Raw genomic sequence first — 24,270 nt, forward strand, 5'->3', positions numbered from 1 at the left:
GTGGAGCTGCGAGGACGCCGGGCCGGCGGGCAGGCGGCGTCCCTACGCTCCGGGCGCATGAACGACGATCAAGCCACCCGCGTGCACGAACGCCTCGCGGCCCGCCCCGAGTTGCGTCCCGTCGTCTTCGGCGAGGGCCGCCGCTTCGGGCTCTGGGATCTCGCCTCACTCGCCGAGGGCGCCCTCGGCGAGTGCCTCGACCCCGACTCGCTCACGGTGTCGAGCGAGAAGCGCTGGCGTCTCGGACTGGGTGCGGCAGGGCGGGAGCACCGGCACGACGACGAGTTCCGCAGGAGGTACTGGATCTGTGCGCCGGAAGACCGGTGCGGGCAGCGCGGGCCCTTGGGGACCATCGCCCTCGACACCTGGCCCAGGGGAGCGGGCGCGCTGCACGTCTCCTCGCTCTACGTCCATCCCGTGGCCCGGCGGCAGGGCCTCGCCTCGACCGTGCTGGACACGGTGTACGAGGCCTGCCGCGCCGAAGGGCTGCACGGGTTCCGCCTGGACACGTACTGGACCTGGCAGGAGACCGTCCGCTACTACCTCCGGCGCGGCATGTGGGTCACGTCCTGGAAGCACTCTCTGGGACTGGCCCGGCTGTCGTACCTGCCGCGCTACGAAGTGCGGGGAGACGAGGACGAGTTGACGTTCATGGTGACCGGTCCCCGAGGGGACGCCGTTCCGCTGCTCGTGGCCGGCACCGCGGACGGACGGCTACGACTGCGGGAGACCGAGCAGTACCACGACCTTCCGGACAGGCGTGACGCCGTACGTCTCTACGCGCGATCGACACTGGCGCTCCATCTCGCTCTGCGGGGGCGGCCGTTGGTACGAGGGGAGGAAGAGTGGGCCGAGGCCGGCAGATGGTGCGACATCGGCGAGCCGGAGGGGCTCGCCTACAAGATCGGCGTTTTCGAGGAGGTGGCTCAGAAGAACGGCTGGAGGGTGGACACTCCGTACGTCCGGCACGTCCGGTCGAGCGGGTGATCGCGGACCTGGTCGGGATCACCGCGCCGGTGGCCGCCAGTCCCGCCGCTTCGGCACCGGCTTGGCGAAACTCCCCGCCCGGCTCGTCCGCAGCCCCATCCCCACCAGTGCCTCCGCGAGCTTCACCGCCGCTCCCACGCCGTCGACCACCGGAACGCCCAGCTTCTCGCTCACCGTCCGCTGCAGCCCGGTCATCCCGGCGCAGCCCAGGACGAGGACCTCGGCGCCCGCCTCCCGGGCGCGTTCCGCCGCGGCGAGGAAGGCCGCCTGCGTGCGGTGGGGGTCGCCGAGGTCGAGGACGCCCAGACCGGTGCCGACGACGGCGGCGCAGTTGCGGCCCACGCCTGCGAGTTCCAGGCTGTCCTCGATCTGGCCGCACGACCGTTCGAGCGTCGTCACGACCCCGTACCGCCGCCCCAGCAGACAGGCCAGGTGTGCGGCCGCCTCCGTGATGTCGACGACGGGCACGTCGACCAGTTCCCGTACGCCCTCGCGCCCGTGCTCGCCGAAGCCGGCCATGACGACGGCGTCGTAGGGCGGTCCGTCGTACGTGCGCAGGGTGTCGAGGACGGCGGCCGCCGAGAGGTAGCTGTCGAGCCAGCCCTCGGCGGACTCGGGGCCCCACGCGGGGGTCAGCCCGGTCACGGTGGTGCCCGGGCCTGCGGCGGCCCGGGCACCTCGTACGATCTCCGCGGTCATCTCCTGCGTGGTGTTGCAGTTGGTGACGACGATGCGCACGCTTCTCAGACCTCCACGGTCTTCTCGGGGACCACGGCGGACCCGGCGGCCCGCTCGCTGCGGCACAGAAGTAGGTACAGACCGGCTGCCAGCGCCGTGCCGATGAACCAGGAGTACGGGGCGACATCGCTGAAGGTCTTCACCAGCGCGAGCACCGCCGCGACCGCCGCCGAGGGGAGGAACGCCCACAGCGCCTTGGGGTTGACGCCCTTGCGGTAGTAGTAGCGGGTGCCGGGGCGGGCGTCGAACAGCTCGTCGACGTCGACGCGGCCGCGCTTGACCCAGTAGTAGTCGACCATGATCACGCCGAACAGCGGGCCGAGGAAGGCGCCGAGGCCGCCGAGGAAGTAGTTGACGACGGTGGGGTTGGAGAAGAGGTTCCAGGGGGTGACGACCAGCGCCGCCACCGTGCTGATCAGGCCGCCGACCTTGAAGGTGATCTTCTGCGGCCAGACGTTGGCGAGGTCGTACGCCGGGGAGACGAAGTTGGCGACGATGTTGACGCCCATGGTGGCGATGGCGAAGGTCAGCGCGGCCAGGACGAGCACCCAGGTGTTGCCGACCTTGGCGACGAGCTCCGCCGGGTCGGTGATGGCCTCGCCGAACACCTCCAGCGAGCCGGCCGTGACGATGACCGAGACGACCACGAAGGCGGTCGAGTTGATGGGCAGACCCCAGAAGTTGCCGCGCCGGACCGTCCGGTAGTCCGGCGCGAAGCGGGAGAAGTCGCAGAAGTTCAGCATCAGCGTGCCGTAGGTGGCGAGGATCAGGCCGATCGCGCCGAACCACTGCCGCCACTGCTCGCCCACGGAGACCGGGTGCGGGGTGGAGGTGAGGGAGATGGTCCAGTCGGCCTTGGCCAGGACCCAGACGGCCAGCGCGATCATCACGAGCCAGATCGCGGGACCGCAGAAGTCCTGGAACTTGCGCACCGACTCCATGCCCTGGCTGATGATCAGCGCCTGGATCAGCCACAGCGAGACGAAGGAGAGCCAGCCGAGCGCGTCGAGCCCCAGGAAGGAACTGTGCGTCCACGACTCCAGACCCGGCCAGGCCGCCAGCAGCATCACGTTGACGGCGACGGAAGCGAGGTAGGTCTGGATGCCGTACCACATGATGGCGATCACGGCCCGGATCAGGGCGGGGATGTTGGCGCCCCAGACGCCGAAGCTGATCCGGCTGACCACGGGGAAGGGGACGCCGTGGCGCTGGCCGATCTTCCCCATCCAGTTCATGCCGATGTAGATCAGCACGAAGCCGACGAGGAGGGAGGTGAAGACCTGCCATACGTTCATACCGAGGACCAGCAGGCCGGCGGCGAAGGTGTAGTTGCCGAGGTTGTGGACGTCGGACATCCACAGGGCGAAGAGGTCGAAGACCTTCCAGGTCCGCTTCTGCGCGGGTGCGAGGTCTTCGTTGGTGAGCCGGGGATCGGGGACGAACGCTGGGGCGCCGGTGGCTTCGGCGCGGTCGGCGAGGGACACGGGACCTCCATGAGCGAGGGGACGGAGGAGGGGTGCGGCACGCGAGGGCCGCTCGGCGCGTCGTTTGGTATACCAAACTCCTGTCATGGTCCCGCCGTCAAGAGTTCTGACCGATGTCCGTCCCGTTACGGCTCCGTAAAAGACCTCTCGCATCGGCGAAGATGGCACCCATGAGCTCCCCGGCGAAGATCGAACCCCTCGGCGCGGTCCGCGAACGCGTCCTGGCCACCCTGCGGCAGGAGATCATCTCGGGCCGGCTGCGCCCCGGCGACCGGCTGGTCGAACGGGAACTGGCCGAGCGGTTCGGCGTCTCCCGGGTCCCGGTCCGGGAGGCCATCCGCGCCCTGGTCGCCGAGGGCTTCGTCCTCTTCGAGACCCCGCGCCGGACCGTCGTGCGCCGGCTGAGCCGCTCCGACGTCAAGGAACTCTTCGAACTGCGCGAGGCACTGGAGGTGTACGCGGCGGGACTGGCCGCGTCCCGGGCGACCCCGGAGGCACTAGCCGAGCTGCGGGAGCTGCTCGACCAGGCGGCCTCGGCGACCAGCGCCGGGGACGCGGAGGCCATCACCGACATCAACACCCGCTTCCACGACCGCATCCTCGCCCTGGCCGGCAACAGCCTGCTGATCTCCGTCATGGAACCGGTCGACGGCCGCCTGCGCTGGCTCACCCGGCAGAACGAGGAGTGGCCGCAGCTCCTCACCGAACACCGCGACCTGTACGAGGCGATCGCCTCCGGCGACCCCGACCGGGCCCGCGCCCACGCGCTGCGGCATGTGCAGGCCAACTACCGATCCACCGTGCTGCACCTCTTCGGGGAGCTTCCCGAGCCCTCCTGATTCCGGGAGCTGCCACGAGGTGTCGAAGCGGGCGATCTCCGCGGCCCGGATCGTCCGAGGTCCGACCGCAGGGGCGGCAGCGGCGGGCGATCAGGGCAGCCCCGCCGCTGCCGCCGCCGTCCGCAGCACCTCCCGCAGCATCTCGGGGGTGAGCCGTCCGGTGAAGGTGTTGCGCTGGCTCACGTGGAAGCAGCCGAAGACGTCGAGGCCGTCCAGCGACACCCGTGCCCCGTGCGCGAAGGCGGGCCGGGGGCGGGGGACGGCCCAGCCGGCCTCGGCGAACGCGGGCAGCGCGGCCTGCCAGCCGAAGGCGCCCAGCACGACGACCGCCCGCAGCGTCGGCCGCAGCAATTTCAGTTCCTGGACGAGCCAGGGCCGGCAGGTGTCCCGCTCCTCAGGCGTGGGCCTGTTGGCGGGCGGTGCGCAGTGCACGGGCGCGGTGACGCGCACGCCGTACAGTTCGAGTCCGTCGCCGGCGGAGACGGAGGTGGGCTGCGAGGCCAGCCCCACGTCGTACAGCGCCTGGTACAGCACGTCCCCCGAGCGGTCACCGGTGAACATGCGGCCGGTGCGGTTGCCGCCGTGCGCCGCCGGGGCGAGCCCCACGATCAGCAGACGGGCGTCGGACGGACCGAAGCCGGGCACCGGGCGCCCCCAGTACGTCCAGTCGGCGAAGGCCGCCCGCTTCGTCCCGGCCACCTCCTCACGCCAGGCCACCAGCCGCGGACAGGCCCGGCAGCCCGCCACACGCCGGTCGAGGGCGGCGAGGGCATGAGCGGCATCCATGCCTCCACGGTAAGCCGCACCGGCTACACATCTGGTGCCGCCCGTCGCTGCAAGCGGCCTGCACCGGGCCTCCGCCGGCCGGGGGAGCGGCACTGGGGAACGGTGCCAGGGCGGGACTCAGCTCATCGCCAACCAACCGAGGCGAGGGCTACGACCGCATCGGCGGTCCGGGGCGGCAGGCGTCAGTCAGCGCACCAGCATGTCGATGACACCCGTCAGGCCCTCCTCACCGCTGCCCTCGTCCAGGCGGCGGCGCATCAGCTCGAAGTAGGGGCTGAGCAGTTCCGGGCTGACGCCCTGCTGCTCGGCAGTGCTCAGGAAGGTCGGCGTGCCGGCCACCTGCATGGCGAGATGGGAGACGACACCCTTGGTGTAGTCGCCGCTCCGCAACTGGTCGGCGGTCTGGTGGACTGCCGGGGCCATCGCGACGAGCCAGTCGGCGAGCAGCGGAGCGAACGACGCGGGGTCGATGTCCTCCTTGCGGATCAGGGCGAAGGCGTGCGCGGCCCCGGCGAACATCCCGTACATGGCGCTGAGCAGGGCCACGTCGTGCAGGGCCGCGAAGCCCGCGTCCTCGCCGACGTAGGTGGTGCCGGCCGGGACGCCCAACGTCTCCTGGTGCCGCTCGAACAACTCCCGCGAGCCGCTGTAGAAGACATAGCCGCCGGCCTCCGGGACACCGATCATCGGCGGGACAGCCATGATCCCGCCGTCCAGGTAGCGTGCGCCGCGCTTACGGGCCCACTCGGCGCGGGCGCGGGCCTGGGCAGGGGTGCTGGTGGTCAGGTTGACCAGGTCCCGGTCGGAGAGGTCGGTGTCGGCCAACACCTCGTCGAGCGAGGCGTCATCCAACAGACAGACAACGACCAGGGTGTTCGCTGCGACCGCCTCAGCGGCGCTGTCCGCGACCTTTGCCCCCTCGGCGGAGAGCGCCGCGGCACGGACGGGGGTGCGGTTCCAGACCGTGAGCGGGTGGCCGGCGGCAAGCCAGGCACGGGCCAGCGCGGTGCCCATCGCGCCGAGGCCCAGCAGCGTGACGGAGTTCTTCTCAACAGTGTGGTGTGTCATGCCGATTAGGCTGGTCGCGAGCCCGGAGGTGATCAAGTACGCACTTCGGAGTGGGTGGTTACCCCGGGGAGAGCGAGCAGGGCAGAAGGGTGGGGCATGACGACGCTGAATCGGCCGGGCGCACCAGACGGACACACCTGCGGGATCGACACCGCGATGGAGGTGATCGGCGGTAAGTGGAAGGTGCTGATCCTCTGGGCACTCCACGAACACCCCTACCGCCGCTTCGGCCAGCTGCGCCGACTGCTTCCCGGGATCACCGAGAAGGTGCTCGCCTCCCACCTGCGCGAGATGGAAGCAGACGGCGTCGTGCACCGCGTCTCCTACGACGAGGTGCCGCCCCGCGTCGAGTACTCACTGACCGAGGACGGCAAGCGCCTCAACGACGCACTCCAGCCACTGGCCGCCTGGGGACGCGAGCGGAGGACCGCTCGAAGCGTGGAGGAGAGGGCGGGCTAGAAACCGCTGGTCACAGCCACTCATTGAGGCTGCGACCTGCACGGTTGCCTCGTAGCGGACGACAGGTTGTCGCACCTCGTGGGGCACGCACCCGCTCAGGGCGCCTCCCGGAGCCACCCAGGACCGATCCGGGGCACCTGATCGAGCCCCGTACCGGCTCGAACTGCGGTGCATCGCCCCGCTGTCCAGCTGTGGTCAGCACCGGCAGCGGCTTCTGCCATCCACTTCCCCACAGCCCCTGGGCCCCGGCTACTCCCCCACCAACACCGCCCGCACCCATATCCGGTCCTCCGTCAGATACCGGTCCACCCTCAGGCCCGCCTCCGCCAGGGCCTCCTCGAACTGTTCTTTGGTCAGTGGCCGGGAGCGGAACGTCTGGGTCCATACCGCGTCCGGGAAGACGTACTCCGCGTGTACCGAGTGGACCCCGTCGCCGACCGGATCCGCCGACAGGATCCGGGAGGTGAAGCCGCTCGGGTCGACGCGTTCACGCGGCACGTTGGTGTGGAAGTCCTCTCCCTCCCGCTGGATCAGCACGTACCCGTCCTTCGCGACGTGGCGTGCGCAGGTGCGCAGTATGCCGCGCCGGACCTCGATGTCCCCGTTGTGCACGAGGAACGACGCGAGCATCACCACGTCGAACGTCTCGCCCAGGTCGAGGTCCTCGATCGGGCTGCATATCGTGCGCGCGCCGCGGACGCGGTCGAGCATCTCGGCGGACTCGTCCACCGCCGTGACCGTGAACCCGCGCTCCAGGAGGGCGTGGGTCACGCGGCCCACGCCGCTGCCCAGCTCCAGGATGTGCGCGCCTGCGGGCACCGCAGCGGAGATGACGTCCGGTTCGTCTCTCACCGGCAGACGGCTGTAGAACTCGACCGCGCAGCCGTCCGGGGTGATCGCACCGGGGCCCGTGCCCTCGTATCCCTCTCGCATGTGAACCGTCATGCCCGTCCAACGGCCCACCTGGGCCCGGCCGTTCCCCTTCACGCCCGGTTCACCCGTTCGAGGGACGTTCCTCTGTTCTGGTCGCCTACAGCGCGAACCAGCCGGACGCGACGTACCAGTGGCCGCCCTCCCGCAGGTGGTCCACGACGGCCCGCTCGAGGACGCTCCGGCGCGGGAGCCGGTCCAGCGGTATGTCGGTGGTGCCGAAGACGAAGCGGACCGGTGTGCTGTCCTCGGGTTCCTCGGGCACCTGGCTGACCTGGAACCGCTCCTGGAAGCGGACGATGTTGGAGTCCGCCGGCAGGTACCGCTTCAGTTCCGGGTCGAGCAGCCACGAAGCGCAGGTGGCGACCGCGTGGGGCTCCTCGGGATAGTGCCGGGCGAAGAACTCCCGCGCGCGCGTGAGCGAGCGGTCGCAGGCCTCGGAGGACAACGGCCCCATGAAGTCCGGCACATGCAGGGACAGGGCGGGCTCGTCCGGGCCGACGGCGAGACCCGCCGCAGCCGGCGAGTGGCTCGTCCACCGCCCGACGCGGTCCCGCTGGAACTGCAGCCGGCCCAGTTGGTACAGCTCGCCGTGGAAGTGCAGGGACAGCCACCGTGGGGACAGCAGGCCCCCCGTGCCGTGCCACCGGCGGTACCAGGCGACGCCCCGGCCGACGTCTGCGAGCGTGCGCCGCGAGACTTCTTCCGGGATGCCGCGCTCACGGTGGTGGGCCCGCACATACGGCAGCGCGGCGACGAACACGTACAGCGGGAAGAAGCGCGCGAGCGCGCCCGACGCGCCCGGGAGGTCCGGCACGTCGACCGTCCCGCGTATCCCGCCCATTCCCTCCACGAGGCCTGCCACGGCTTCCTCCAGGAACCGGAGCGTCTCCGGGTCGCCCACGACCCGGTGGCTCAGCCGCACGGGTTCGTCGATGTCCTGGTGCGGTACTCCGAGGTCGAGAAGCACCTCGGCCAGTTCGTCGCGGTCCGGCAGCACGAGAAGACCCCCTCTTCGATCTACGACTCCCTTGGAGAACGCCCGAGCCGAAGAGTACGTTTCAAGAGGGAGTGGTGATCCGTATGCGTACGGGCAGTGAGCCGACGACAGCGCGCAGCGCACTGAGGGTGCGACTGTGGCTGACCGTGTGGGGGCTGCTCTGGGCGATCTTCGGAACGGCCGCGTTCGCGCTCGCGGGGCGCGTCGGGTGGGCGATCGCCTGCGGCGTGCTGTGGCTGGTGATCACCGTCGATCTGGCGATGATCCTCAGGCACGTTCGGCAGGGGCCGCACTACCAGCCGGGCCGCGACATCCCGCCGTACCGGCCGCCGGAGCAGCACCACCCCTGAGGCCGCACCGGCACCTGGGACCGCCCGTGCTCACGAGTCGAAACGCGCCGCCTTCAGGTACTGCGGGTTGGGGTCCAGCGCGGCGGCCAGGCGGAAGTGGCGCTTGGCCTGGTCGCTGCGGCCCTGTCGTTCGTAGGTGCGGGCGAGCGCGAAGTGCGCGAACGCGTTGTCCGGCTCCCGCTCCAGGACGATCGTGAACTCGAGCTCGGCGGGGCGCAGTTGCGCGGCGGCGAAGAAGGCACGCGCGCGCAGCAGGCGGGCGGCGGTGTTCTCGGGGTGCGCGGCGATGACACCGTCGAGCAGCTTCACCGCGCCCCGCGGATCCCGTGCGGCGAGCAGCTGCTCCGCGGCACGGAAGTCGATGACGTGCGTCTCCGGGGTACGTCCGGTCGAACCGCTGGTATCGGGCACGGCACATTCCTTCCCTTGCTGGAAGCGTTCAACGCGTGCAGCGGGGGACGCTATTCCTCCGACGATCCCGGGCGCGCGTGGGGCGTGCGCGCCCGGCGTGCCAGATCGGCCCACACGTCCTTGACGCGTCTTTCGAGGTCCGCCAGCGGTACGTCGTTGTCGATCACGATGTCCGCGATCTCCCGGCGTTCATCGCGCGTGGCCTGCGCGGCCATGCGCGCGCGTGCGTCCTCCTCGGTCATGCCGCGCAGCCGGACGAGCCGCTCCAGCTGGGTCTCGGGCGGGGCGTCGACGACGACCACGACGTCGTACAACGGCGCGAGGCCGTTCTCGGTGAGGAGGGGGACGTCGTGGACGACGACGGCGTCCTCGGGGGCGGCGGCCTCCAGCTCGCGGGAGCGGGCGCCGACGAGGGGGTGCACGATCGCGTTGAGGACCGCGAGTTTCTCCGGGTCGGTGAAGACGATCGAGCCCAGTCCGGGGCGGTCGAGGCTGCCGTCCTCGGCGAGGACGTCCTCGCCGAAGGCCTCGACGATCGCGGCGAGGCCGGGCGTACCGGGCTCGACGACCTCGCGTGCGATGCGGTCCGCGTCGATCAGCACGGCACCGCACGCGACGAGCAGCCGCGACACCTCGCTCTTGCCGGCGCCGATCCCGCCGGTCAGGCCCACCTTCAGCATGACCGGAAGCTTAGGGCCTGCCACTGACAGCACACCCGGCCGACCCCGCGGAACAGCCCTTTGAGAGAGCTCAGCCCTCGCCCTCCCGCTCGGCCAGGAACTTCTCGAACTCCCGCCCGATCTCGTCCGCCGAGGGGATGTCCACCGGCTCGGCCAGCATGTTGCCCCGGGTCTCGGCGCCCGCGGCGGCGTCGTACTGGTGCTCCAGGCCCTGGACGAGGGCGGTGAGCTCCTCGTCGCCCTCCTGGATCTGGCGGTCGATCTCGGTCTGCGTACGGTGTGCGTCCGTGCGCAGGGAGTGCGCGATGCCCGGCAGGACCAGTCCGGTGGCGGCCGTGATGGCCTCCAGGACGGTCAGGGCCGCGTCCGGGTAGGCGGAGCGGGCGATGTAGTGCGGGACGTGCGCGGCGACGCCCAGGACGTCGTGGCCGGCGTCCATGAGGCGGTACTCGACGAGCGCCTCGGCGCTGCCGGGGACCTGGGCCTCGTCGAAGGGGCTGCTGTGGCCGGGGACGAGGTCCGTGCGGTTGCCGTGCGGGGTCAGGCCCACGGGGCGGGTGTGCGGGACGCCCATGGGGATGCCGTGGAAGTTCACGGACAGGCGGACGCCCAGCCGCTCCACGATCTGCTTGACGGCGGCGGCGAAGCGCTCCCACTCCACGTCCGGTTCGGGCCCGGACAGCAGCAGGAAGGGCGCTCCGGTGGTGTCCTGGACCAGCCGTACCTCGATGGCCGGCTCCTCGTAGTCGCTCCACCGGTCGCGCTTGAACGTCAGCAGTGGACGGCGGGCGCGGTAGTCCACGAGCCGGTCGTGGTCGAAGCGGGCGACGACCTGGTGGGGCAGCGCGTCGAGGAGCCGGTCGACGATCTGGTCGCCGGTCTCGCCCGCGTCGATGTATCCGTCGAAGTGGTAGAGCATGACAAGTCCGGCCGACTCCTGGGCGAGCGCCATGTCGACGACGGCCAGCCCCTTCGGCTCCCATGCGTACAAACCCTGCGGATCAAGCACTTGGACCGCTCCTCCTCGTGTTCGTACTGCACAACGCCCGTACGGGCGTGGGCATTCCCGTCCGGCGCCCAAGATCAGGTGACTTCTTGCGGCCTCCTCAGGGCGGACGGTTCGAGGACGCCGACACGCGCGGTGATGGACGGCACGCCACCCCTCGCGTGCCCGCACGTCTCTTCGAGGGCGAGGGGTACGCCGGGTCGCCGGGCGCCGGACCGCGCCCGGGGGTGCGGGTGGGCCGTCCGGCCCGAGGGGCGCGGGGAACTGCGCGACAAGCCCCCACCGGCCCGCAGCCAGGCGACGACAGGCCTGCCCTCCTGCCCCCGGGCAACGCTGAGGGCCCGCACCTTTTCAGGTGCGGGCCCTCAGCGAGCGGCTAAGCCTCAGCGGCTAGCGTTCAGCTCTGGCCACCGGCCAGCTTCTCGCGCAGCGCGGCCAGCGCCTCGTCCGAGGCCAGCGCGCCGGAGGTGTCGGCGCCCTCGGAGGAGTACGAACCGCCGGTCGCGGCCGGAGCGGCGGCCTCGCCACCCTCGGCGGCGGCAGCGGCGTCGGCCTCGCGGGACTTGATGACCTGCTGCTGGTGCTGCTCGAAGCGGGTCTGCGCCTCGGCGTACTGGCGCTCCCACTCCTCGCGCTGCTTCTCGTAGCCCTCGAGCCAGTCGTTGGTCTCGGGGTCGAAGCCCTCGGGGTAGATGTAGTTGCCCTGGTCGTCGTAGGACGCGGCCATGCCGTACAGGGTCGGGTCGAACTCGACCGAGGCCGGGTCGGCACCGAAGGACTCGTTGGCCTGCTTCAGCGAGAGGCTGATGCGACGGCGCTCGAGGTCGATGTCGATGACCTTGACGAAGATCTCGTCGTTGACCTGGACGACCTGCTCCGGGATCTCCACGTGGCGCTCGGCCAGCTCGGAGATGTGAACCAGACCCTCGATGCCCTCGTCCACGCGGACGAACGCACCGAACGGAACCAGCTTCGTGACCTTGCCGGGCACGACCTGGCCGATCTGGTGGGTGCGGGCGAACTGCTGCCACGGGTCTTCCTGGGTCGCCTTCAGCGACAGGGAGACGCGCTCGCGGTCCATGTCGACGTCGAGGACCTCGACCGTGACCTCCTGGCCGACCTCGACGACCTCGGAGGGGTGGTCGATGTGCTTCCAGGACAGCTCGGAGACGTGGACCAGACCGTCGACGCCACCCAGGTCCACGAAGGCACCGAAGTTGACGATCGAGGAGACCACACCGGAGCGGACCTGACCCTTCTGGAGGGTCGTGAGGAACGTCTGGCGGACCTCGGACTGGGTCTGCTCGAGCCAGGCACGGCGGGACAGGACCACGTTGTTGCGGTTCTTGTCCAGCTCGATGATCTTCGCCTCGAGCTCCTTGCCCACGTAGGGCTGGAGGTCGCGGACGCGGCGCATCTCGACCAGGGAGGCCGGGAGGAAGCCGCGGAGGCCGATGTCGAGGATGAGACCACCCTTGACGACCTCGATGACGGTACCGGTGACGATGCCGTCCTCTTCCTTGATCTTCTCGATGGTGCCCCAGGCACGCTCGTACTGGGCGCGCTTCTTCGAGAGGATCAGGCGGCCTTCCTTGTCCTCCTTCTGGAGGACCAGGGCCTCGATCTCGTCGCCGACGGCGACGACCTCGTTGGGGTCGACGTCGTGCTTGATCGAGAGCTCGCGGCTCGGGATGACACCTTCGGTCTTGTAACCGATGTCGAGCAGGACCTCGTCCCGGTCGACCTTCACGATGACGCCGTCGACGATGTCGCCGTCGTTGAAGTACTTGATCGTCTCGTCGATCGCTGCGAGGAAGGCTTCCTCGTTACCGATGTCGTTGACCGCTACCTGCGGGGTGGTGGCGGTGGTCTCGGTGCTGCTCGTCATGTGGGAAAGGGCTCCGGTACGGACATTGAAGTCGTAGGTACTGCTTACGCCGGGAGCCCGTTTCGCTCTGCAGAAGCCGGACAGCCAAGGAAGCGCCTCACCAGCGGAAACCGGCGATGGCGCCTCGACAACCGAGGGGACATACAACAGATGCGAGCGCAGCCTGCTACGTCTGAGGTGCGCAGGCCCGCAGCGCAACTTGTAGCATACGGGGGCAGCCGGGCAGGGTCAATGCGCGAAGGCGCACACCCGGGGCGGATCGCCGCATTTCCGGCACACAACCTGTCTCCCGAGGCCACGCGGGCCTCAGGAAGACCCTCGGGCGACGCCTGGATGGCACCGCCGGGGTGGGTTGGACCGAAGAGTACGACGAGGGAGCCGATCATCCAAGAGTCCGTATCGTCCGAGCCGGCGTTCGAGCCGGAGGCCACCCGCCGCGACGCCGGCGTCACGGAGAGCGCCCGCGCCAACCGGGGCTGGTGGGACCGCAACGCGGACGAGTACCAGATCGAGCACGGCACGTTCCTGGGCGACGACCGCTTCGTGTGGTGCCCCGAGGGACTCGACGAGGTGGAGGCCGAGCTGCTCGGCCCCTCTGAAGAGCTGAAGGGCAGGGACGTCCTGGAGATCGGCGCCGGCGCGGCCCAGTGCTCGCGCTGGCTGGCCGCGCAGGGCGCGCGCCCGGTCGCCCTGGACCTCTCCCACCGCCAGCTCCAGCACGCCCTGCGCATCGGCGGAACGTTCCCCCTCGTCTGCGCCGACGCGGCCGCGCTGCCCTTCGCGGACGGCTCCTTCGACCTGGCGTGCTCGGCGTACGGGGCGCTGCCCTTCGTCGCCGACCCGGTGCTGGTGCTGAAGGAGGTGCGGCGGGTGCTGCGTCCGGGCGGCCGTTTCGTCTTCTCGGTGACCCATCCGATCCGCTGGGCCTTCCCGGACGAGCCGGGCCCCGAGGGCCTGTCGGTCTCCGCCTCCTACTTCGACCGCACCCCCTACGTCGAGCAGGACGAGGAGGGCGGCGCGGTCTACGTCGAGCACCACCGCACGCTCGGCGACCGCGTCCGCGACATCGTGACGGCGGGCTTCCGGCTGGTGGACCTGGTCGAGCCGGAGTGGCCCGCCTGGAACACCTCGGAGTGGGGCGGCTGGTCGCCGCTGCGCGGGAACCTGATCCCGGGGACGGCGATCTTCGTGTGCGAGAGGGACTGATCGCACCTCGCCACGGCTCTTCGTTCTGCACGCACGATTCTTCTCTTCACCCACGCACGCGCGCGCGTGAAGGGCGTTGCCGGGGGCGTACGACACTGGGGACGTGATCCGTTACGACGCCCTGGACGCGCTGCCCGTGCGGGCCGCTCTGCCCGCTGTGAACGACGCCCTGGCCGGGCACGGGACCGCCGTGCTGGCCGCTCCGCCCGGCACCGGCAAGACGACGCTGGTGCCGTTGGCGCTGGCGGGGTTGCTGGGCGAGGGGCCCGTCCGGCGGGTGGTCGTGGCCGAGCCGCGGCGGATCGCGGCGCGGGCGGCGGCCCGGCGGATGGCGTGGCTGCTGGGCGAGAAGGCCGGCGACAGCGTCGGGTACACCGTGCGCGGGGAGCGGGTCGTCGGGCGGCACACGCGCGTGGAGGTCGTCACGACCGGTGTGCTGCTGCAACGCCTCCAGCGCGACCAGGAGCTGACCGGCGTCGACGTGGTGGTCCTGGACGAGTGCCACGAACGGCATCTGGACGCGGACACGGCGGCCGCCTTCCTGTGGGACGTGCGGGAGGCGCTGCGGCCGGAGCTGCGGCTGGTGGCCGCCTCGGCGACGACCGACACGGAGGGCTGGTCGCGGCTGCTGGGCGGCGCGCCGGTGGTCGAGGCGCAGGGCTCCTCGTACGACGTGGAGGCGGTCTGGGCGCCCCCGGCCCGCGCCGTACGGCCGCCGCACGGCATGTGGGTCGACCCAGCGCTGCTCGCGCACGTGGCGTCGGTGGTGCGGCGGGCGCTGGCCGAGCGGTCGGGGGACGTGCTGTGCTTCCTGCCCGGCGTCGGTGAGATCGCCCGGGTCGCGGGGCAGCTCGGGGACCTGGACGGGGTGGACGTGCTCCAGGTGCACGGGCGGGCGCCGGCGGCCGTGCAGGACGCGGTGCTGGCGCCGGGCGAGCGGCGCCGGGTGGTCCTGGCCACCTCCGTCGCCGAGTCGTCGCTGACGGTGCCCGGGGTGCGGGTGGTCGTCGACTCGGGGCTCGCGCGGGAGCCGCGGGTGGACCACGCGCGCGGGCTGAGCGCGCTCGCGACGGTGCGGGCCTCCCACGCGGCCGGGCGGCAGCGGGCCGGGCGCGCCGGGCGTGAGGCGCCGGGCGTGGTGTACCGGTGCTGGGCGGAGGCGGAGGACGCCCGTCTGCCGCGTTTCCCGTCCCCGGAGATCAAGGTGGCCGACCTCACCGCGTTCGCCCTTCAGGCGGCCTGCTGGGGCGATCCCGACGCCTCCGGGCTGGCGTTGCTGGATCCGCCGCCGGGCGGGGCGATGGCGGCTGCGCGTCGTCTGCTGACGGCGATCGGCGCGGTGGACTCCGCCGGTCGGGCCACGGACCGGGGTGTGCGGCTGACTCGGCTGGGGCTGCACCCCCGGCTGGGGCGGGCGCTGCTGGACGGGGCGGCGCTGGTCGGTGTGGAGCGGGCCGCGGAGGTGGTCGCCCTGCTGAGTGAGGAGGCGCCACGGGAGTACGGCGACGATCTGGCGGCCGCTGTGCGGGGTGCCCGGCGTGGGGGTGACGCCTACGGCTCGCGGTGGCGGGCGGAGGTGCGGCGACTGCGGGCCGTCGTCCCGGCCGACCTCTGCCGCCCGCCCTCCGACGGCACTCCGTTGCCCGTCGGTCTCGAGGCAGGACGAAGCGTCCGGGACGACCAAGTGGCCGGGCTCGTCGCCGCCCTCGCCTTCCCCGAGCGTCTCGCCAGGGCCGACGGTGGCTCCTGCCTCATGGTCTCCGGAACCCGCGCCGAGATCCGGGACGGTTCCGCTCTGCGTGGCTCCGGCTGGATCGCCGTGGCCGTGGCCGACCGTCCCGTGGGCAAGGGCCACGCGCGTGTGCAGCTCGCGGCGGTCGTCGACGAGGAGGTGGCCCGGCTCGCCGGCGGCGCGCTGCTCGACGAACGGGACGAGGTCCACTGGTCCGACGGTGATGTCGTGGCCCGGCGGGTCGAGCGGCTCGGTGCGGTGGAGCTGGGGGCGCGGCCGCTCAGGGACGCCGACCCCGTGCTCGTACGGCAGGCGGTCCTCGAAGGGCTGCGGCAGGAGGGGCTGGCGCTGCTGCGGTGGTCGCCGGAGGCGCTCGTGCTGCGGCAGCGGCTGGGCTTTCTGCGGCTGCGCCTCGGGGAGCCCTGGCCGGACGTTTCCGACGCGTCGCTGCACGCGCGCGTGGACGACTGGTTGGAGCCGGAGCTCGGCCGGGCCCGGCGGCGCGCCGACCTGGCGCGGATCGACGCCGGGGAGGCCCTCGCCCGGCTGCTGCCCTGGGCCTCGGGTGAGGCGGCCCGGCTGGACGAGCTGGCGCCCGAGCGGATCACCGTACCGAGTGGGTCCAGGATCCGGATCGACTACGCGAACCCGGAGCAGCCCGTGCTCGCGGTGAAGTTGCAGGAGATGTTCGGGCTGCAGGAGTCGCCCCGCGTCGCGGGGGTGCCGCTGCTCGTGCATCTGCTCTCCCCCGCCGGGCGGCCCGCGGCCGTCACCGCCGACCTCGCCTCCTTCTGGAAGGACGGCTACAACGGCGTACGGGCGGAGCTGCGGGGTCGGTATCCGAAGCATCCGTGGCCGGAGGATCCGGCCGGTGCCGAGCCGACCCGGCACACCAACGCGCGGCTCAGGCGGTGACCGGCTCGGGTTCGGCGGGCTCGGCGGGTGTGGGCTCGTCGGGGCGGCGGCCGCGGGCCTCCAGGTAGAGCGAGAGGGCCAGCAGGAGGATGCCGAGGAGCAGCAAGCCCCAGGGCAGGTAGGAGGTCATCAGCAGGACGAGGGTGCGGTTGGACTTGACCAGGTCCACCGTGTGGTCGACGTAGTCCTCGCGCATCTTCACGTGTCCGGCGAACGCGGTCACCTTGTCGCGGCCGCCGAGCAGGGTGCCGCCGCGCAGTTCCTCCTTGTGGATCTCCTCGCCGTTGACGGGTGCTCCGGTGAGCGGTTCGACCCAGAACTTGCGGACCGTGGTGTACCAGCGGGTGGTGCCGGTCTTGGCGACGGTCTCGGGGGTGATGCCCTGGACGGGCATGGTCCTGGGCATGGGGACCTTGGTCCAGGGAATGGTCTGCTCGAAGTAGTAGACCTCCAGGCCGTGGAAGTCCTGGGTGCCCTTGTAGTGGATGGGGGCGGTGACGCGGGCCTGGGCGTCGAAGTACTCGTAGTCCCGCTTCTCGGTGAGGAAGGGCCACTTGAACTCGAGGCCCTCCCGGCGGACGGGGTCGCCGTCGACCATTTCGCCGGTGGCGTGCACGGGTTCCTGGGTGTGGGCGTCGAAGATGTAGCGCTCGGGGACCTTGGAGACCATCTTTCCGTCGGGGCCCTGGACGTAGGACAGGCCGTCCCAGACGACGACGTCGCGGCCTGCGGTCGCCTCGATCTTCTCCGAGGCCTCCACGTTGCCCTTGAGGGTCTGGACGATGGTGACCTTGGGGACCGTGCGGGCGGTCATCGTGCCGTAGTCGAGGAGAGTGGCGTTCCTGGCCTCCAGGACCATGTCCTGGTACGTGTTCGCCGGGACCTTGGCCAGGCGCGGGAAGGCGTACCAGCGCAGCAGCGGTGACAGCGCCGCGAAGAACACGGCGAGGGCGAGCAGGATCAGACTGGCCTTGCGGCGCATCTCGGCCTCCCTGCCGGGCGGTTACGGGTGTGCGGGCACCGTCGTCAGCAGCGGCTTCGGGGAGGTCTCGCCGGCCGGTGTGCCCAGGGCGGTGAGCGTGAGGACCAGGGCGAGCGCGACGGCGAGGCCGGTCGCGGCGGCGATCAGGGCACGCATACGGGCCTCCCGGCGAGCGGCCACAGGAACCGACCACGGAAACTGATGGTGCGTCAGGTCCGGCACCGTAGCAACGGGCGGGCGAGATGAGAACACGTCGTACACGACGGCGGCGCCCCGCTCGCTGGGAGGAGGCGCCGCCGGGGCTGTCGCGGGGAGGGCTTACGAGCCGGTCGTGGTGGACGCGGAGGGGCTCGCGGACGCGCTCTCGGAGGGACTCTCCGACGGGCTCGGTGAGGACGACGGGGCTGCCGTGACGGTCAGTTCGACCGTGAGGGTGGCTCCGCCCGTGGTGGTGACGCGCAGCAGGAACGTGCCGGTGGTGTCGTCCGCGTAGAGCTTCGGCAGTGTCAGCAGGCCGCTCGCGTCCGTCTGCAGGTCCGTCAGGGTGCGGATCTTGTTGCCCGCGGCGTCCTTGAAGTAGGGGCCCTTGTCGTTCGCGGTGCTGTCGTCGGCCGACTTGATCAGGGTGGCGGTGGCGGCGACCTTGTCCGCCGTGGCGCCCTTGTAGGTGGCCTTCACCTCGACCTGGTCGGCGAACTCGCCGCCGGCCACGCAGGTCAGCGCGGTGCTGGTGGTGCGGGCGAGGGCGTCGGCGGCGCGGGCGGTGACGGTGGCCGTGTAGTCCAGGGCGGGGACCAGGCGGCCCACGACGGTGGCGCGGACGGTGAAGGTGCCGGTCGTCTCGCCCGCCGCGAGGGCGGGCGCGGTGGCGACGCCCCTGCTGTCGGTGAGGACGGTGGCCACGTTCTCGCCGCCGGTGAAGGTGGTGTCGGTGTCGCCGACGATGGTGAAGCGGACCCTGACCTTGGCGACCGCCTTGCCCGCCTTGGTCTCGGTCCGGGTGCTGATCTTCTCGGTGAACGCGTCGCCCGCCATGGCGGTGAGCTTCGCCGTGCCCGCGTCTTCGAGGTGGTCGACCGTGTCGGTCGGGGTCGCGGGCGGGGTGGCCGGCGGAGTAGCCGGCGGAGTGGCCGGCGGCGTCGTCGTGCCGCCGCCGGGCTTGTTGGGCTGGGTGGGCGGCTTGGGGGTCGCCGGAGGTGTCGTGGCCGGCGGGGTGGTCGAGGGCGTGGTGGTCGTGCCGCCGCCGTAGTTTTCGTCGCTGCGGTTGGACGGCAGGGTGCCGGTGCCGTCCGGGACCTCGTGGGTGCCCTTGCGGTAGTACTCCAGCCACGACCGGACGGTGTTGTAGTACTCCGTCGAGTTGTTGTAGCTGAGGATCGCGCTGCGCAGCCCGGAGTCGGTGGACAGGTCCCAGCTGTTGCGGCACAGGTAGTGGCCGGCGGCGAGGGCGGCGTCGTAGATGTTGTTGGGGTCCTTCTTGCCGTCGCCGTTGCCGTCGCGGCCCGCCCATGCCCAGGTCGACGGGATGAACTGCATGGGGCCCACGGCGCGGTCGTAGGTGCTGTCGCCGTCGTAGGCGCCGTTGTCGGTGTCGCTGATGTTGGCGAAGCCGTTGCCGTTGAGGACCGGGCCGAGGATCGGCGAGATGGTGGTGCCGTCGGCGGTGACGTTGCCGCCGCGGGCCTGGCCGGACTCGACCTTGCCGATGGCGGCGAGGAGTTCCCAGGGCAGGTTGCAGCCGGGCTTGGTGTCGGCGAGCGCCGCCGCGGCCTTCTTGTAGGCGTCCAGGACGGTCGCGGGGATGCCGGCCTCGGTGTCGCCGGTGGCGGCCGGCGTGGTGCCGGTGCTCTGGCTCGGCGAGGGGGTGGGGCTGTTCAGGGGCGGCAGGTCCGTGTAGTACGGCGAGTTGCCGGTGGCGCTGTCGTGGGCGCCCGTGTCGGCGGACGGGGCGTCGGCGGCGGCGTGTCCGCCGGCCTGGCCGCCGGCCGTCACGTCGGGTGCCTGGGACGCGGCCAGGGCCGCGACGGCCACCGCGGCCACGGTGGTGTTGACCGCTCCCTTGCGCAGCCTCGTGCCGAAATGCGCCGACATGAAGTGAACCCCTCCCGTGGACCCTCGAGCGCCCGTCTGCGTCTGCTTCGCTCGCCCTGTTGGGACGATCATCCCGCCCCGCAGGTTGCACTCCCGGACGGTTCGTACTGTTCTGTTCGGTTGTTCGACCGCGCCTGTCGGTACGGCAACCCAGGCGACCCTACGACAACTTCGTTTGCATCGGCACCCGTTCGATCCCGCTGTTCACCCCTTGTCCATGTCTGCTGGGGGCTGAGGCGGGTCCCGCATACTGGTCACGTCGTCGAACCACTGGCCGGCCCGTCCGGCAACGTCCGCCACGGGGAGCCCGGTTGCCGTTCACTCTCAGCCATGCGGCGGCCGTGCTGCCCGCCCTGCGCGCCGACGGCACCGGTCGCGGGCCGCTCGTCCCGGCCGTTCTCGTCGCAGGCTCCTTTTCGCCCGACATGACCTACTACGCGGCGAGTGTCCTGTCCGAGGCCATGGAGTTCGGTGACGTCACGCACTCCTTCGCCGGCGTGTTCACCATCGACGTGCTCGTCGCCTGGGCACTGGTCGGGCTGTGGCTGCTGGTGCGCGAGCCGCTCGTCGCGCTGCTGCCCCGGGCCCGGCAGGGCCGCACGGCCACCCTGACGCGCTGCGGGGCACCACGCGCGCGTGTCCGCCCGTCCACGCTGCTGTGGTGGTACGTCTCTGCGGCGCTCGGCGCGCTGACGCACGTGGTGTGGGACGCCTTCACCCACCTCGACCGGTGGGGCATGCGGCTGTTTCCCGTACTGGGCGAGAAGGTGGCCGGTTCACCGCTGTACTGGTACCTGCAGTACGGCGGTTCGGCCGTCGCCGCGGTCGTGATCGCGGTCTTCCTGACGCGCGCGCTGCGCAGAACACCCGCCGGCGAGCCGGTCGGCGTGCCCCTGCTGTCGTCGCGGGACCGATGGTGGGCCGCGGCCGTCATCGGCGGCTGCGCGCTGGTCGCGGCGGTCCGGCGGGCCACTCGGTGGTGGGAGTACTGGGGCTCACGCGCCAAGCCGTACGAACTGATCCCGACCCTGTGCTTCGGGGCGGGCGCCGGCCTGGTCCTGGGCCTGCTGCTGTACGCCGTGGGCGTGCGCGTGGGGCGCCCGGCCACCCGGGAGCCCGCGGAGCGGCCGGAAGGGGTCAGCGTGCACTGAGGCGCTCGATGCCCGGCGCCGCGTGCCCGACGAGGACAGCGGTCCGGCGCGACGCACAGGGCGTCGGCGACGGCCGGGGGCGCGAGGCGGCGCCCCCGGCCGACCGGCCCTGGCGGGCGCGCCGGGCCCCCGCCGACCCTCTTCCCCCCAGCAGGACCCTTCCGCCCCTCACAGAGGGCGAGCGGGCGCTCGTCGAACGAGCAAGCACTCGTGGAAGACGGGGAAAGCGGCCGGGACCGCCCGAGCCACAAGCCCGGCCTCCCCCGAAAGCCCCTCCCCCGCCCACGACAGGACCCGCCGGGCCGCCCCAAAAGCCCTACCCCGGCCGGCAGGCCCCCTCCACCCGCCCGAGCTACCTCCCCGCTCCCGCCGGACGCTAGTGCGCTGCCGATTCCCAGTCCGCCCCCGAGCCCACCGAGACATCCAGGGGCGCCCTGAGGTGGACGGCGTCGGACATTTCCCGTCGGACGAGTTCCTCCGCGGCCGCGCGCTCGCCGGGGGCGATCTCCAGCACGATTTCGTCGTGGACCTGGAGGAGCATGCGGGACTTGAGGCCGGCCTCCCGCAGCGCCCGGTCCACCTTCAGCATGGCGATCTTGACGATGTCGGCCGCGGTGCCCTGGATGGGTGCGTTGAGGGCCATCCGCTCGGCCGCCTCGCGTCGCTGACGGTTGTCGCTGTTGAGGTCGGGGAGGTAGCGGCGACGCCCGAAGAGCGTCGCCGTGTAGCCGGTCGCGCGGGCCTCGTCGACGGCCCGGCGCAGGTAGTCCCGTACGCCGCCGAAGCGCTCGAAGTACGCGTCCATCAGCGCGCGTGCCTCCGCCGCCTCGATGTTCAGCTGCTGGGACAGGCCGAACGCCGACAGGCCGTACGCGAGGCCGTACGACATCGCCTTGATCTTGCGGCGCATCTCGGCGTCCACCGCGGCGGGCGCGACGCCGAACACTTGGGAGGCCGCCGTGGTGTGCAGGTCCTCGCCCGAGGTGAAGGCCTCGATGAGGCCCTCGTCCTCGGAGAGGTGGGCCATGACGCGCAGTTCGATCTGGCTGTAGTCGGCGGTCATCAGGGACTCGAAGCCCTCGCCGACGACGAAGCCGCGGCGGATGGCCCGGCCCTCGTCCGTGCGGACGGGGATGTTCTGCAGGTTCGGGTCCGTCGACGACAGTCGGCCGGTCGCGGCGACCGTCTGGTTGAAGGTGGTGTGGATACGGCCGTCGGCGGCGATCGTCTTGATCAGGCCCTCGACGGTGACGCGGAGCTTCGCCTGTTCGCGGTGGCGGAGCATGATGACCGGCAGTTCGTTGTCGGTCTGGGTCGCGAGCCAGGCCAGGGCGTCGGCGTCCGTCGTGTAGCCGGTCTTCGTCTTCTTCGTCTTCGGCAGGGCCAGTTCGCCGAAGAGGACCTCCTGGAGCTGCTTGGGCGAGCCCAGGTTGAACTCGTGCCCGGCCGCGGCGTGCGCCTCCTTCACCGCCTGCTGGACGGCGCCGGCGAACATCTGCTCCATGGCCTCCAGGTGGGCGCGGTCGGCGGCGATGCCGTGCCGCTCCATGCGGGCGAGGAGGGCGGAGGTGGGCAGCTCCATGTCGCGCAGCAGGTCCGCGGCGCCGACCTCCTCCAGCCGGGTCTGGAACGCCTCGCCCAGGTCGAGGATCGCGCGGGCCTGCACCATCAGGGCCTCGGCCTCGGCGCCCTCGTCGGCGCCGAAGGCGAGCTGTCCGTCGGCCGTGGCGGCGGGGGCCAGCTCCCGGTGGAGGTACTCCAGGGACAGCGCGTCGAGGTCGAAGGAGCGACGGCCGGGCTTGACCAGGTAGGCGGCGAGGGCGGTGTCCATGGACACGCCGTCGACGCTCCAGCCGTGCTCGGCGAAGACACGCATGGCGCCCTTGGCGTCGTGCAGGACCTTGGGGCGGTCCTCGGCGGCCAGCCAGGCCGCCCACGCGTTCTCGTCGGCCTCGTCCAGCTCCGACGGGTCGAACCAGGCGGCCGCTCCGCCGGACGTGGCGAGCGCGACCTCGGCGACCGAGCCGGTGCCCAGCGCCCAGGTGTCGACGGTGGCGATGCCGAGAGGCCCGGTGCCGTGCTCGGCGAGCCAGCCGGCCAGCTCGCCCGTACCCAGCATCGCGCCGTCCAGCTCCACGCCGGCCGCGACGACGGGGGTCGCCTCGGCCTCCGCGCCGCCCGGGTCGACGGCGAGCAGCCGCTCTCGCAGCGAGGGATTCCTGATCTCGAGGGTGTCCAGGACCATCGCGACGGCCTTGCGGTCGTACGGCGCGCGTGCCAGGTCGGCGACCCCCTTGGGCAGCTCCACGCTCCGCTCGAGCTCGGTCAGGCGGCGGTTGAGCTTGACGGCCTCAAGGTGGTCGCGGAGGTTCTGCCCCGCCTTGCCCTTGACCTCGTCGACCCGCTCGACCAGCTCCGCGAACGAACCGAACTGGTTGATCCACTTCGCGGCCGTCTTCTCGCCGACGCCGGGGATGCCCGGGAGGTTGTCGGACGGGTCGCCGCGCAGGGCCGCGAAGTCGGGGTACTGCGCGGGCGTCAACCCGTACTTCTCGAGGACCTTCTCCGGGGTGAAGCGGGTCAGCTCGGAGACGCCCTTCGTCGGATACAGCACGGTGGTGTGCTCGCTGACCAGCTGGAAGGAGTCGCGGTCACCGGTGACGATCAGCACCTCGAAGCCCGCGGCCTCGGCCTGCGTGGCCAGCGTGGCGATGACGTCGTCGGCCTCGAAGCCGTCGATCGCGAACCGCGAGACGTGCATCGCGTCGAGCAGCTCGCCGATCAGCTCGACCTGCCCCTTGAACTCGTCCGGGGTCTTGGACCGGTTCGCCTTGTACTCCGTGAACTCCTCGGAGCGCCAGGTCTTGCGGGAGACGTCGAAGGCGACCGCGAAGTGCGTGGGCGCCTCATCACGCAGGGTGTTGGCCAGCATCGACGCGAAGCCGTAGATCGCGTTCGTCGGCTGGCCCGTCGCGGTCGTGAAATTCTCCGCGGGCAGCGCGAAGAACGCGCGGTATGCCAGCGAGTGCCCGTCCATGAGCATCAGCCGGGGCCGCTCGCCGCCGGAGGTGTTCTCGGTCTTCTTCGATGCTGTCTCTGCCACGCCCCCGATCCTGCCACGCCCCACTGACACTCCACCCCCCACCGCCTCCGCCACCCTCCCGCCCAAAGCCACCAAACCCCGTCCGCACCTCGAACGCCCCGCAGCCGCCCTCCGGCGGGAGCGGGTCGCCGCGCAAGCGGGTCGCCGCGGCGCGACGCCCCCACCGTCCGCGAGACGGCGGGAGCGAGCCGTGGCCGCTGCGGCGCAGCCACGACGCTCCCGCAGCCGCGAGACGGCGGGCCCGGTTCGTGGCGGCCCGGCGCAGCCACATCGCTCCCGCAGTCGCCATCGCACGGGAGCGAGCCGTGGTCGCTGCGGCGCAGCCACGACGCTCCCGCGGCCGCCATGGCACGGGAGCGGGTCGTGGCGGTGCGGCAGGAGCCCGTCGCTCAGCTCGTCACAGCCAAGTCGGACTGTGGCAGCAGGCAGCCGTACGCCCAACACGCGACGGGCTCGCCGCACCG

Annotated in this window: 21 protein-coding genes; 7 read left to right on the top strand and 14 right to left on the bottom strand. The window is 71.6% G+C overall.

Annotation, left to right across the window (positions count from 1 at the left end):
* The first annotated feature begins 57 nt into the window (after positions 1-57).
* Positions 58-987, top strand: coding sequence for a GNAT family N-acetyltransferase (locus ACPT94_RS36445; protein ID WP_360342006.1), 930 nt, complete (start codon positions 58-60; stop codon positions 985-987).
* Positions 988-1,005: 18 nt separating this feature from the next.
* Here the strand turns inward: ACPT94_RS36445 and ACPT94_RS36450 are convergent, their stop codons facing one another.
* Both ACPT94_RS36450 and ACPT94_RS36455 read right to left on the bottom strand, forming a co-directional pair.
* Positions 1,006-1,725, bottom strand: a complete 720-nt coding sequence (locus ACPT94_RS36450; RefSeq protein ID WP_360342009.1) for an aspartate/glutamate racemase family protein — start codon at positions 1,723-1,725, stop codon at positions 1,006-1,008.
* A 5-nt stretch (positions 1,726-1,730) separates the two neighbouring features.
* A complete protein-coding gene (locus ACPT94_RS36455; RefSeq protein ID WP_360342012.1) occupies positions 1,731-3,209 on the bottom strand; it encodes an NCS1 family nucleobase:cation symporter-1 in 1,479 nt (492 codons plus the stop codon).
* 161 nt (positions 3,210-3,370) lie between these two features.
* Here ACPT94_RS36455 and ACPT94_RS36460 point away from each other — a divergent pair, with 161 nt between their 5' ends.
* Positions 3,371-4,048, top strand: coding sequence for a GntR family transcriptional regulator (locus ACPT94_RS36460; protein ID WP_425247813.1), 678 nt, complete (start codon positions 3,371-3,373; stop codon positions 4,046-4,048).
* Between the two features lie 90 nt (positions 4,049-4,138).
* Here ACPT94_RS36460 and ACPT94_RS36465 read toward each other — a convergent pair whose 3' ends face one another.
* Together ACPT94_RS36465 and ACPT94_RS36470 are read right to left on the bottom strand one after the other, a co-directional pair.
* Positions 4,139-4,834, bottom strand: coding sequence for a uracil-DNA glycosylase (locus ACPT94_RS36465; protein WP_360342018.1), 696 nt, complete (start codon positions 4,832-4,834; stop codon positions 4,139-4,141).
* 186 nt (positions 4,835-5,020) lie between these two features.
* Positions 5,021-5,902: an NAD(P)-dependent oxidoreductase gene (locus ACPT94_RS36470; RefSeq protein WP_360342021.1), complete on the bottom strand. Its 882-nt coding sequence runs from the start codon at positions 5,900-5,902 to the stop codon at positions 5,021-5,023.
* Between the two features lie 96 nt (positions 5,903-5,998).
* Between ACPT94_RS36470 and ACPT94_RS36475 the strand changes: the two genes are divergently transcribed.
* Entirely contained in the window at positions 5,999-6,361 is a 363-nt protein-coding gene (locus ACPT94_RS36475) for a winged helix-turn-helix transcriptional regulator (protein WP_360342024.1), read from the top strand.
* A 249-nt stretch (positions 6,362-6,610) separates the two neighbouring features.
* On the opposite strand, the gene ACPT94_RS36480 is transcribed toward ACPT94_RS36475, so the two are convergent.
* A complete protein-coding gene (locus tag ACPT94_RS36480; protein WP_360342027.1) occupies positions 6,611-7,294 on the bottom strand; it encodes a class I SAM-dependent methyltransferase in 684 nt (227 codons plus the stop codon).
* A 97-nt stretch (positions 7,295-7,391) separates the two neighbouring features.
* Positions 7,392-8,291 (bottom strand): acyltransferase domain-containing protein, encoded by a 900-nt coding sequence (locus ACPT94_RS36485; RefSeq protein ID WP_425247814.1) that lies wholly within the window; start codon positions 8,289-8,291, stop codon positions 7,392-7,394.
* A gap of 83 nt (positions 8,292-8,374) precedes the next feature.
* Between ACPT94_RS36485 and ACPT94_RS36490 the strand changes: the two genes are divergently transcribed.
* Positions 8,375-8,641, top strand: a complete 267-nt coding sequence (locus ACPT94_RS36490; RefSeq protein WP_360342030.1) for a DUF6343 family protein — start codon at positions 8,375-8,377, stop codon at positions 8,639-8,641.
* A 30-nt stretch (positions 8,642-8,671) separates the two neighbouring features.
* Here ACPT94_RS36490 and ACPT94_RS36495 read toward each other — a convergent pair whose 3' ends face one another.
* From ACPT94_RS36495 to rpsA, 4 genes are all read right to left on the bottom strand, one after another.
* The gene (locus ACPT94_RS36495; RefSeq protein WP_360342033.1) at positions 8,672-9,052 is read right to left on the bottom strand and encodes a tetratricopeptide repeat protein; all 381 of its coding nucleotides are present in this window, start codon (positions 9,050-9,052) and stop codon (positions 8,672-8,674) included.
* Positions 9,053-9,102: 50 nt separating this feature from the next.
* A complete protein-coding gene (gene coaE, locus ACPT94_RS36500) occupies positions 9,103-9,732 on the bottom strand; it encodes a dephospho-CoA kinase (protein ID WP_360342036.1) in 630 nt (209 codons plus the stop codon).
* 70 nt (positions 9,733-9,802) lie between these two features.
* Entirely contained in the window at positions 9,803-10,741 is a 939-nt protein-coding gene (locus tag ACPT94_RS36505; protein WP_360342039.1) for a PAC2 family protein, read from the bottom strand.
* Between the two features lie 394 nt (positions 10,742-11,135).
* Positions 11,136-12,626 carry a 30S ribosomal protein S1 gene (gene rpsA, locus ACPT94_RS36510; protein ID WP_201838872.1) on the bottom strand — a complete coding sequence of 497 codons (1,491 nt, stop codon included), beginning with the start codon at positions 12,624-12,626 and terminating at the stop codon, positions 11,136-11,138.
* A gap of 333 nt (positions 12,627-12,959) precedes the next feature.
* Between rpsA and ACPT94_RS36515 the strand changes: the two genes are divergently transcribed.
* Positions 12,960-13,832: a class I SAM-dependent methyltransferase gene (locus tag ACPT94_RS36515; protein ID WP_360342044.1), complete on the top strand. Its 873-nt coding sequence runs from the start codon at positions 12,960-12,962 to the stop codon at positions 13,830-13,832.
* Positions 13,833-13,935: 103 nt separating this feature from the next.
* Entirely contained in the window at positions 13,936-16,479 is a 2,544-nt protein-coding gene (gene hrpB, locus ACPT94_RS36520) for an ATP-dependent helicase HrpB (protein WP_425247815.1), read from the top strand.
* Here hrpB and pgfA read toward each other — a convergent pair.
* The 3 genes from pgfA to ACPT94_RS36535 all read right to left on the bottom strand — a co-directional run bounded on the left by pgfA (position 16,469) and on the right by ACPT94_RS36535 (position 19,552).
* On the bottom strand, positions 16,469-17,461 hold the full coding sequence (gene pgfA / locus ACPT94_RS36525) for a cell envelope lipid trafficking protein PgfA (RefSeq protein ID WP_425247816.1): 993 nt from the start codon (positions 17,459-17,461) through the stop codon (positions 16,469-16,471). The genes hrpB and pgfA overlap by 11 nt on opposite strands.
* A gap of 21 nt (positions 17,462-17,482) precedes the next feature.
* Positions 17,483-17,617 (bottom strand): SPW_0924 family protein, encoded by a 135-nt coding sequence (locus tag ACPT94_RS36530; protein ID WP_107120235.1) that lies wholly within the window; start codon positions 17,615-17,617, stop codon positions 17,483-17,485.
* A gap of 162 nt (positions 17,618-17,779) precedes the next feature.
* Positions 17,780-19,552: a lytic transglycosylase domain-containing protein gene (locus ACPT94_RS36535; protein WP_425247817.1), complete on the bottom strand. Its 1,773-nt coding sequence runs from the start codon at positions 19,550-19,552 to the stop codon at positions 17,780-17,782.
* Between the two features lie 311 nt (positions 19,553-19,863).
* Here ACPT94_RS36535 and ACPT94_RS36540 point away from each other — a divergent pair, with 311 nt between their 5' ends.
* The gene (locus ACPT94_RS36540) at positions 19,864-20,703 is read left to right on the top strand and encodes a DUF4184 family protein (RefSeq protein ID WP_425247818.1); all 840 of its coding nucleotides are present in this window, start codon (positions 19,864-19,866) and stop codon (positions 20,701-20,703) included.
* A gap of 376 nt (positions 20,704-21,079) precedes the next feature.
* Here the strand turns inward: ACPT94_RS36540 and polA are convergent, their stop codons facing one another.
* Positions 21,080-23,806 carry a DNA polymerase I gene (polA, locus tag ACPT94_RS36545; RefSeq protein WP_360342057.1) on the bottom strand — a complete coding sequence of 909 codons (2,727 nt, stop codon included), beginning with the start codon at positions 23,804-23,806 and terminating at the stop codon, positions 21,080-21,082.
* Between the last annotated feature and the right edge of the window lie 464 nt (positions 23,807-24,270).

Origin of the sequence: Streptomyces aurantiaciflavus (genome assembly GCF_049808595.1) — a bacterium.
In the GTDB taxonomy this organism is placed as follows: Bacteria; Actinomycetota; Actinomycetes; order Streptomycetales; family Streptomycetaceae; genus Streptomyces.

Excerpts from the sequence above, each read along its gene's own strand:
- ACPT94_RS36490 (WP_360342030.1), top strand. The coding sequence starts at position 8,375 with ATGCGTACGGGCAGTGAGCCGACGACAGCGCGCAGCGCACTGAGGGTG.
- ACPT94_RS36480 (WP_360342027.1), bottom strand. The coding sequence starts at position 7,294 with ATGCGAGAGGGATACGAGGGCACGGGCCCCGGTGCGATCACCCCGGAC.
- ACPT94_RS36515 (WP_360342044.1), top strand. The coding sequence starts at position 12,960 with ATGGCACCGCCGGGGTGGGTTGGACCGAAGAGTACGACGAGGGAGCCG.
- coaE (WP_360342036.1), bottom strand. The coding sequence starts at position 9,732 with ATGCTGAAGGTGGGCCTGACCGGCGGGATCGGCGCCGGCAAGAGCGAG.
- ACPT94_RS36535 (WP_425247817.1), bottom strand. The coding sequence starts at position 19,552 with ATGTCGGCGCATTTCGGCACGAGGCTGCGCAAGGGAGCGGTCAACACC.
- ACPT94_RS36465 (WP_360342018.1), bottom strand. The coding sequence starts at position 4,834 with ATGGATGCCGCTCATGCCCTCGCCGCCCTCGACCGGCGTGTGGCGGGC.
- ACPT94_RS36530 (WP_107120235.1), bottom strand. The coding sequence starts at position 17,617 with ATGCGTGCCCTGATCGCCGCCGCGACCGGCCTCGCCGTCGCGCTCGCC.
- ACPT94_RS36470 (WP_360342021.1), bottom strand. The coding sequence starts at position 5,902 with ATGACACACCACACTGTTGAGAAGAACTCCGTCACGCTGCTGGGCCTC.
- ACPT94_RS36460 (WP_425247813.1), top strand. The coding sequence starts at position 3,371 with ATGGCACCCATGAGCTCCCCGGCGAAGATCGAACCCCTCGGCGCGGTC.
- rpsA (WP_201838872.1), bottom strand. The coding sequence starts at position 12,626 with ATGACGAGCAGCACCGAGACCACCGCCACCACCCCGCAGGTAGCGGTC.
- ACPT94_RS36475 (WP_360342024.1), top strand. The coding sequence starts at position 5,999 with ATGACGACGCTGAATCGGCCGGGCGCACCAGACGGACACACCTGCGGG.
- ACPT94_RS36445 (WP_360342006.1), top strand. The coding sequence starts at position 58 with ATGAACGACGATCAAGCCACCCGCGTGCACGAACGCCTCGCGGCCCGC.
- pgfA (WP_425247816.1), bottom strand. The coding sequence starts at position 17,461 with ATGCGCCGCAAGGCCAGTCTGATCCTGCTCGCCCTCGCCGTGTTCTTC.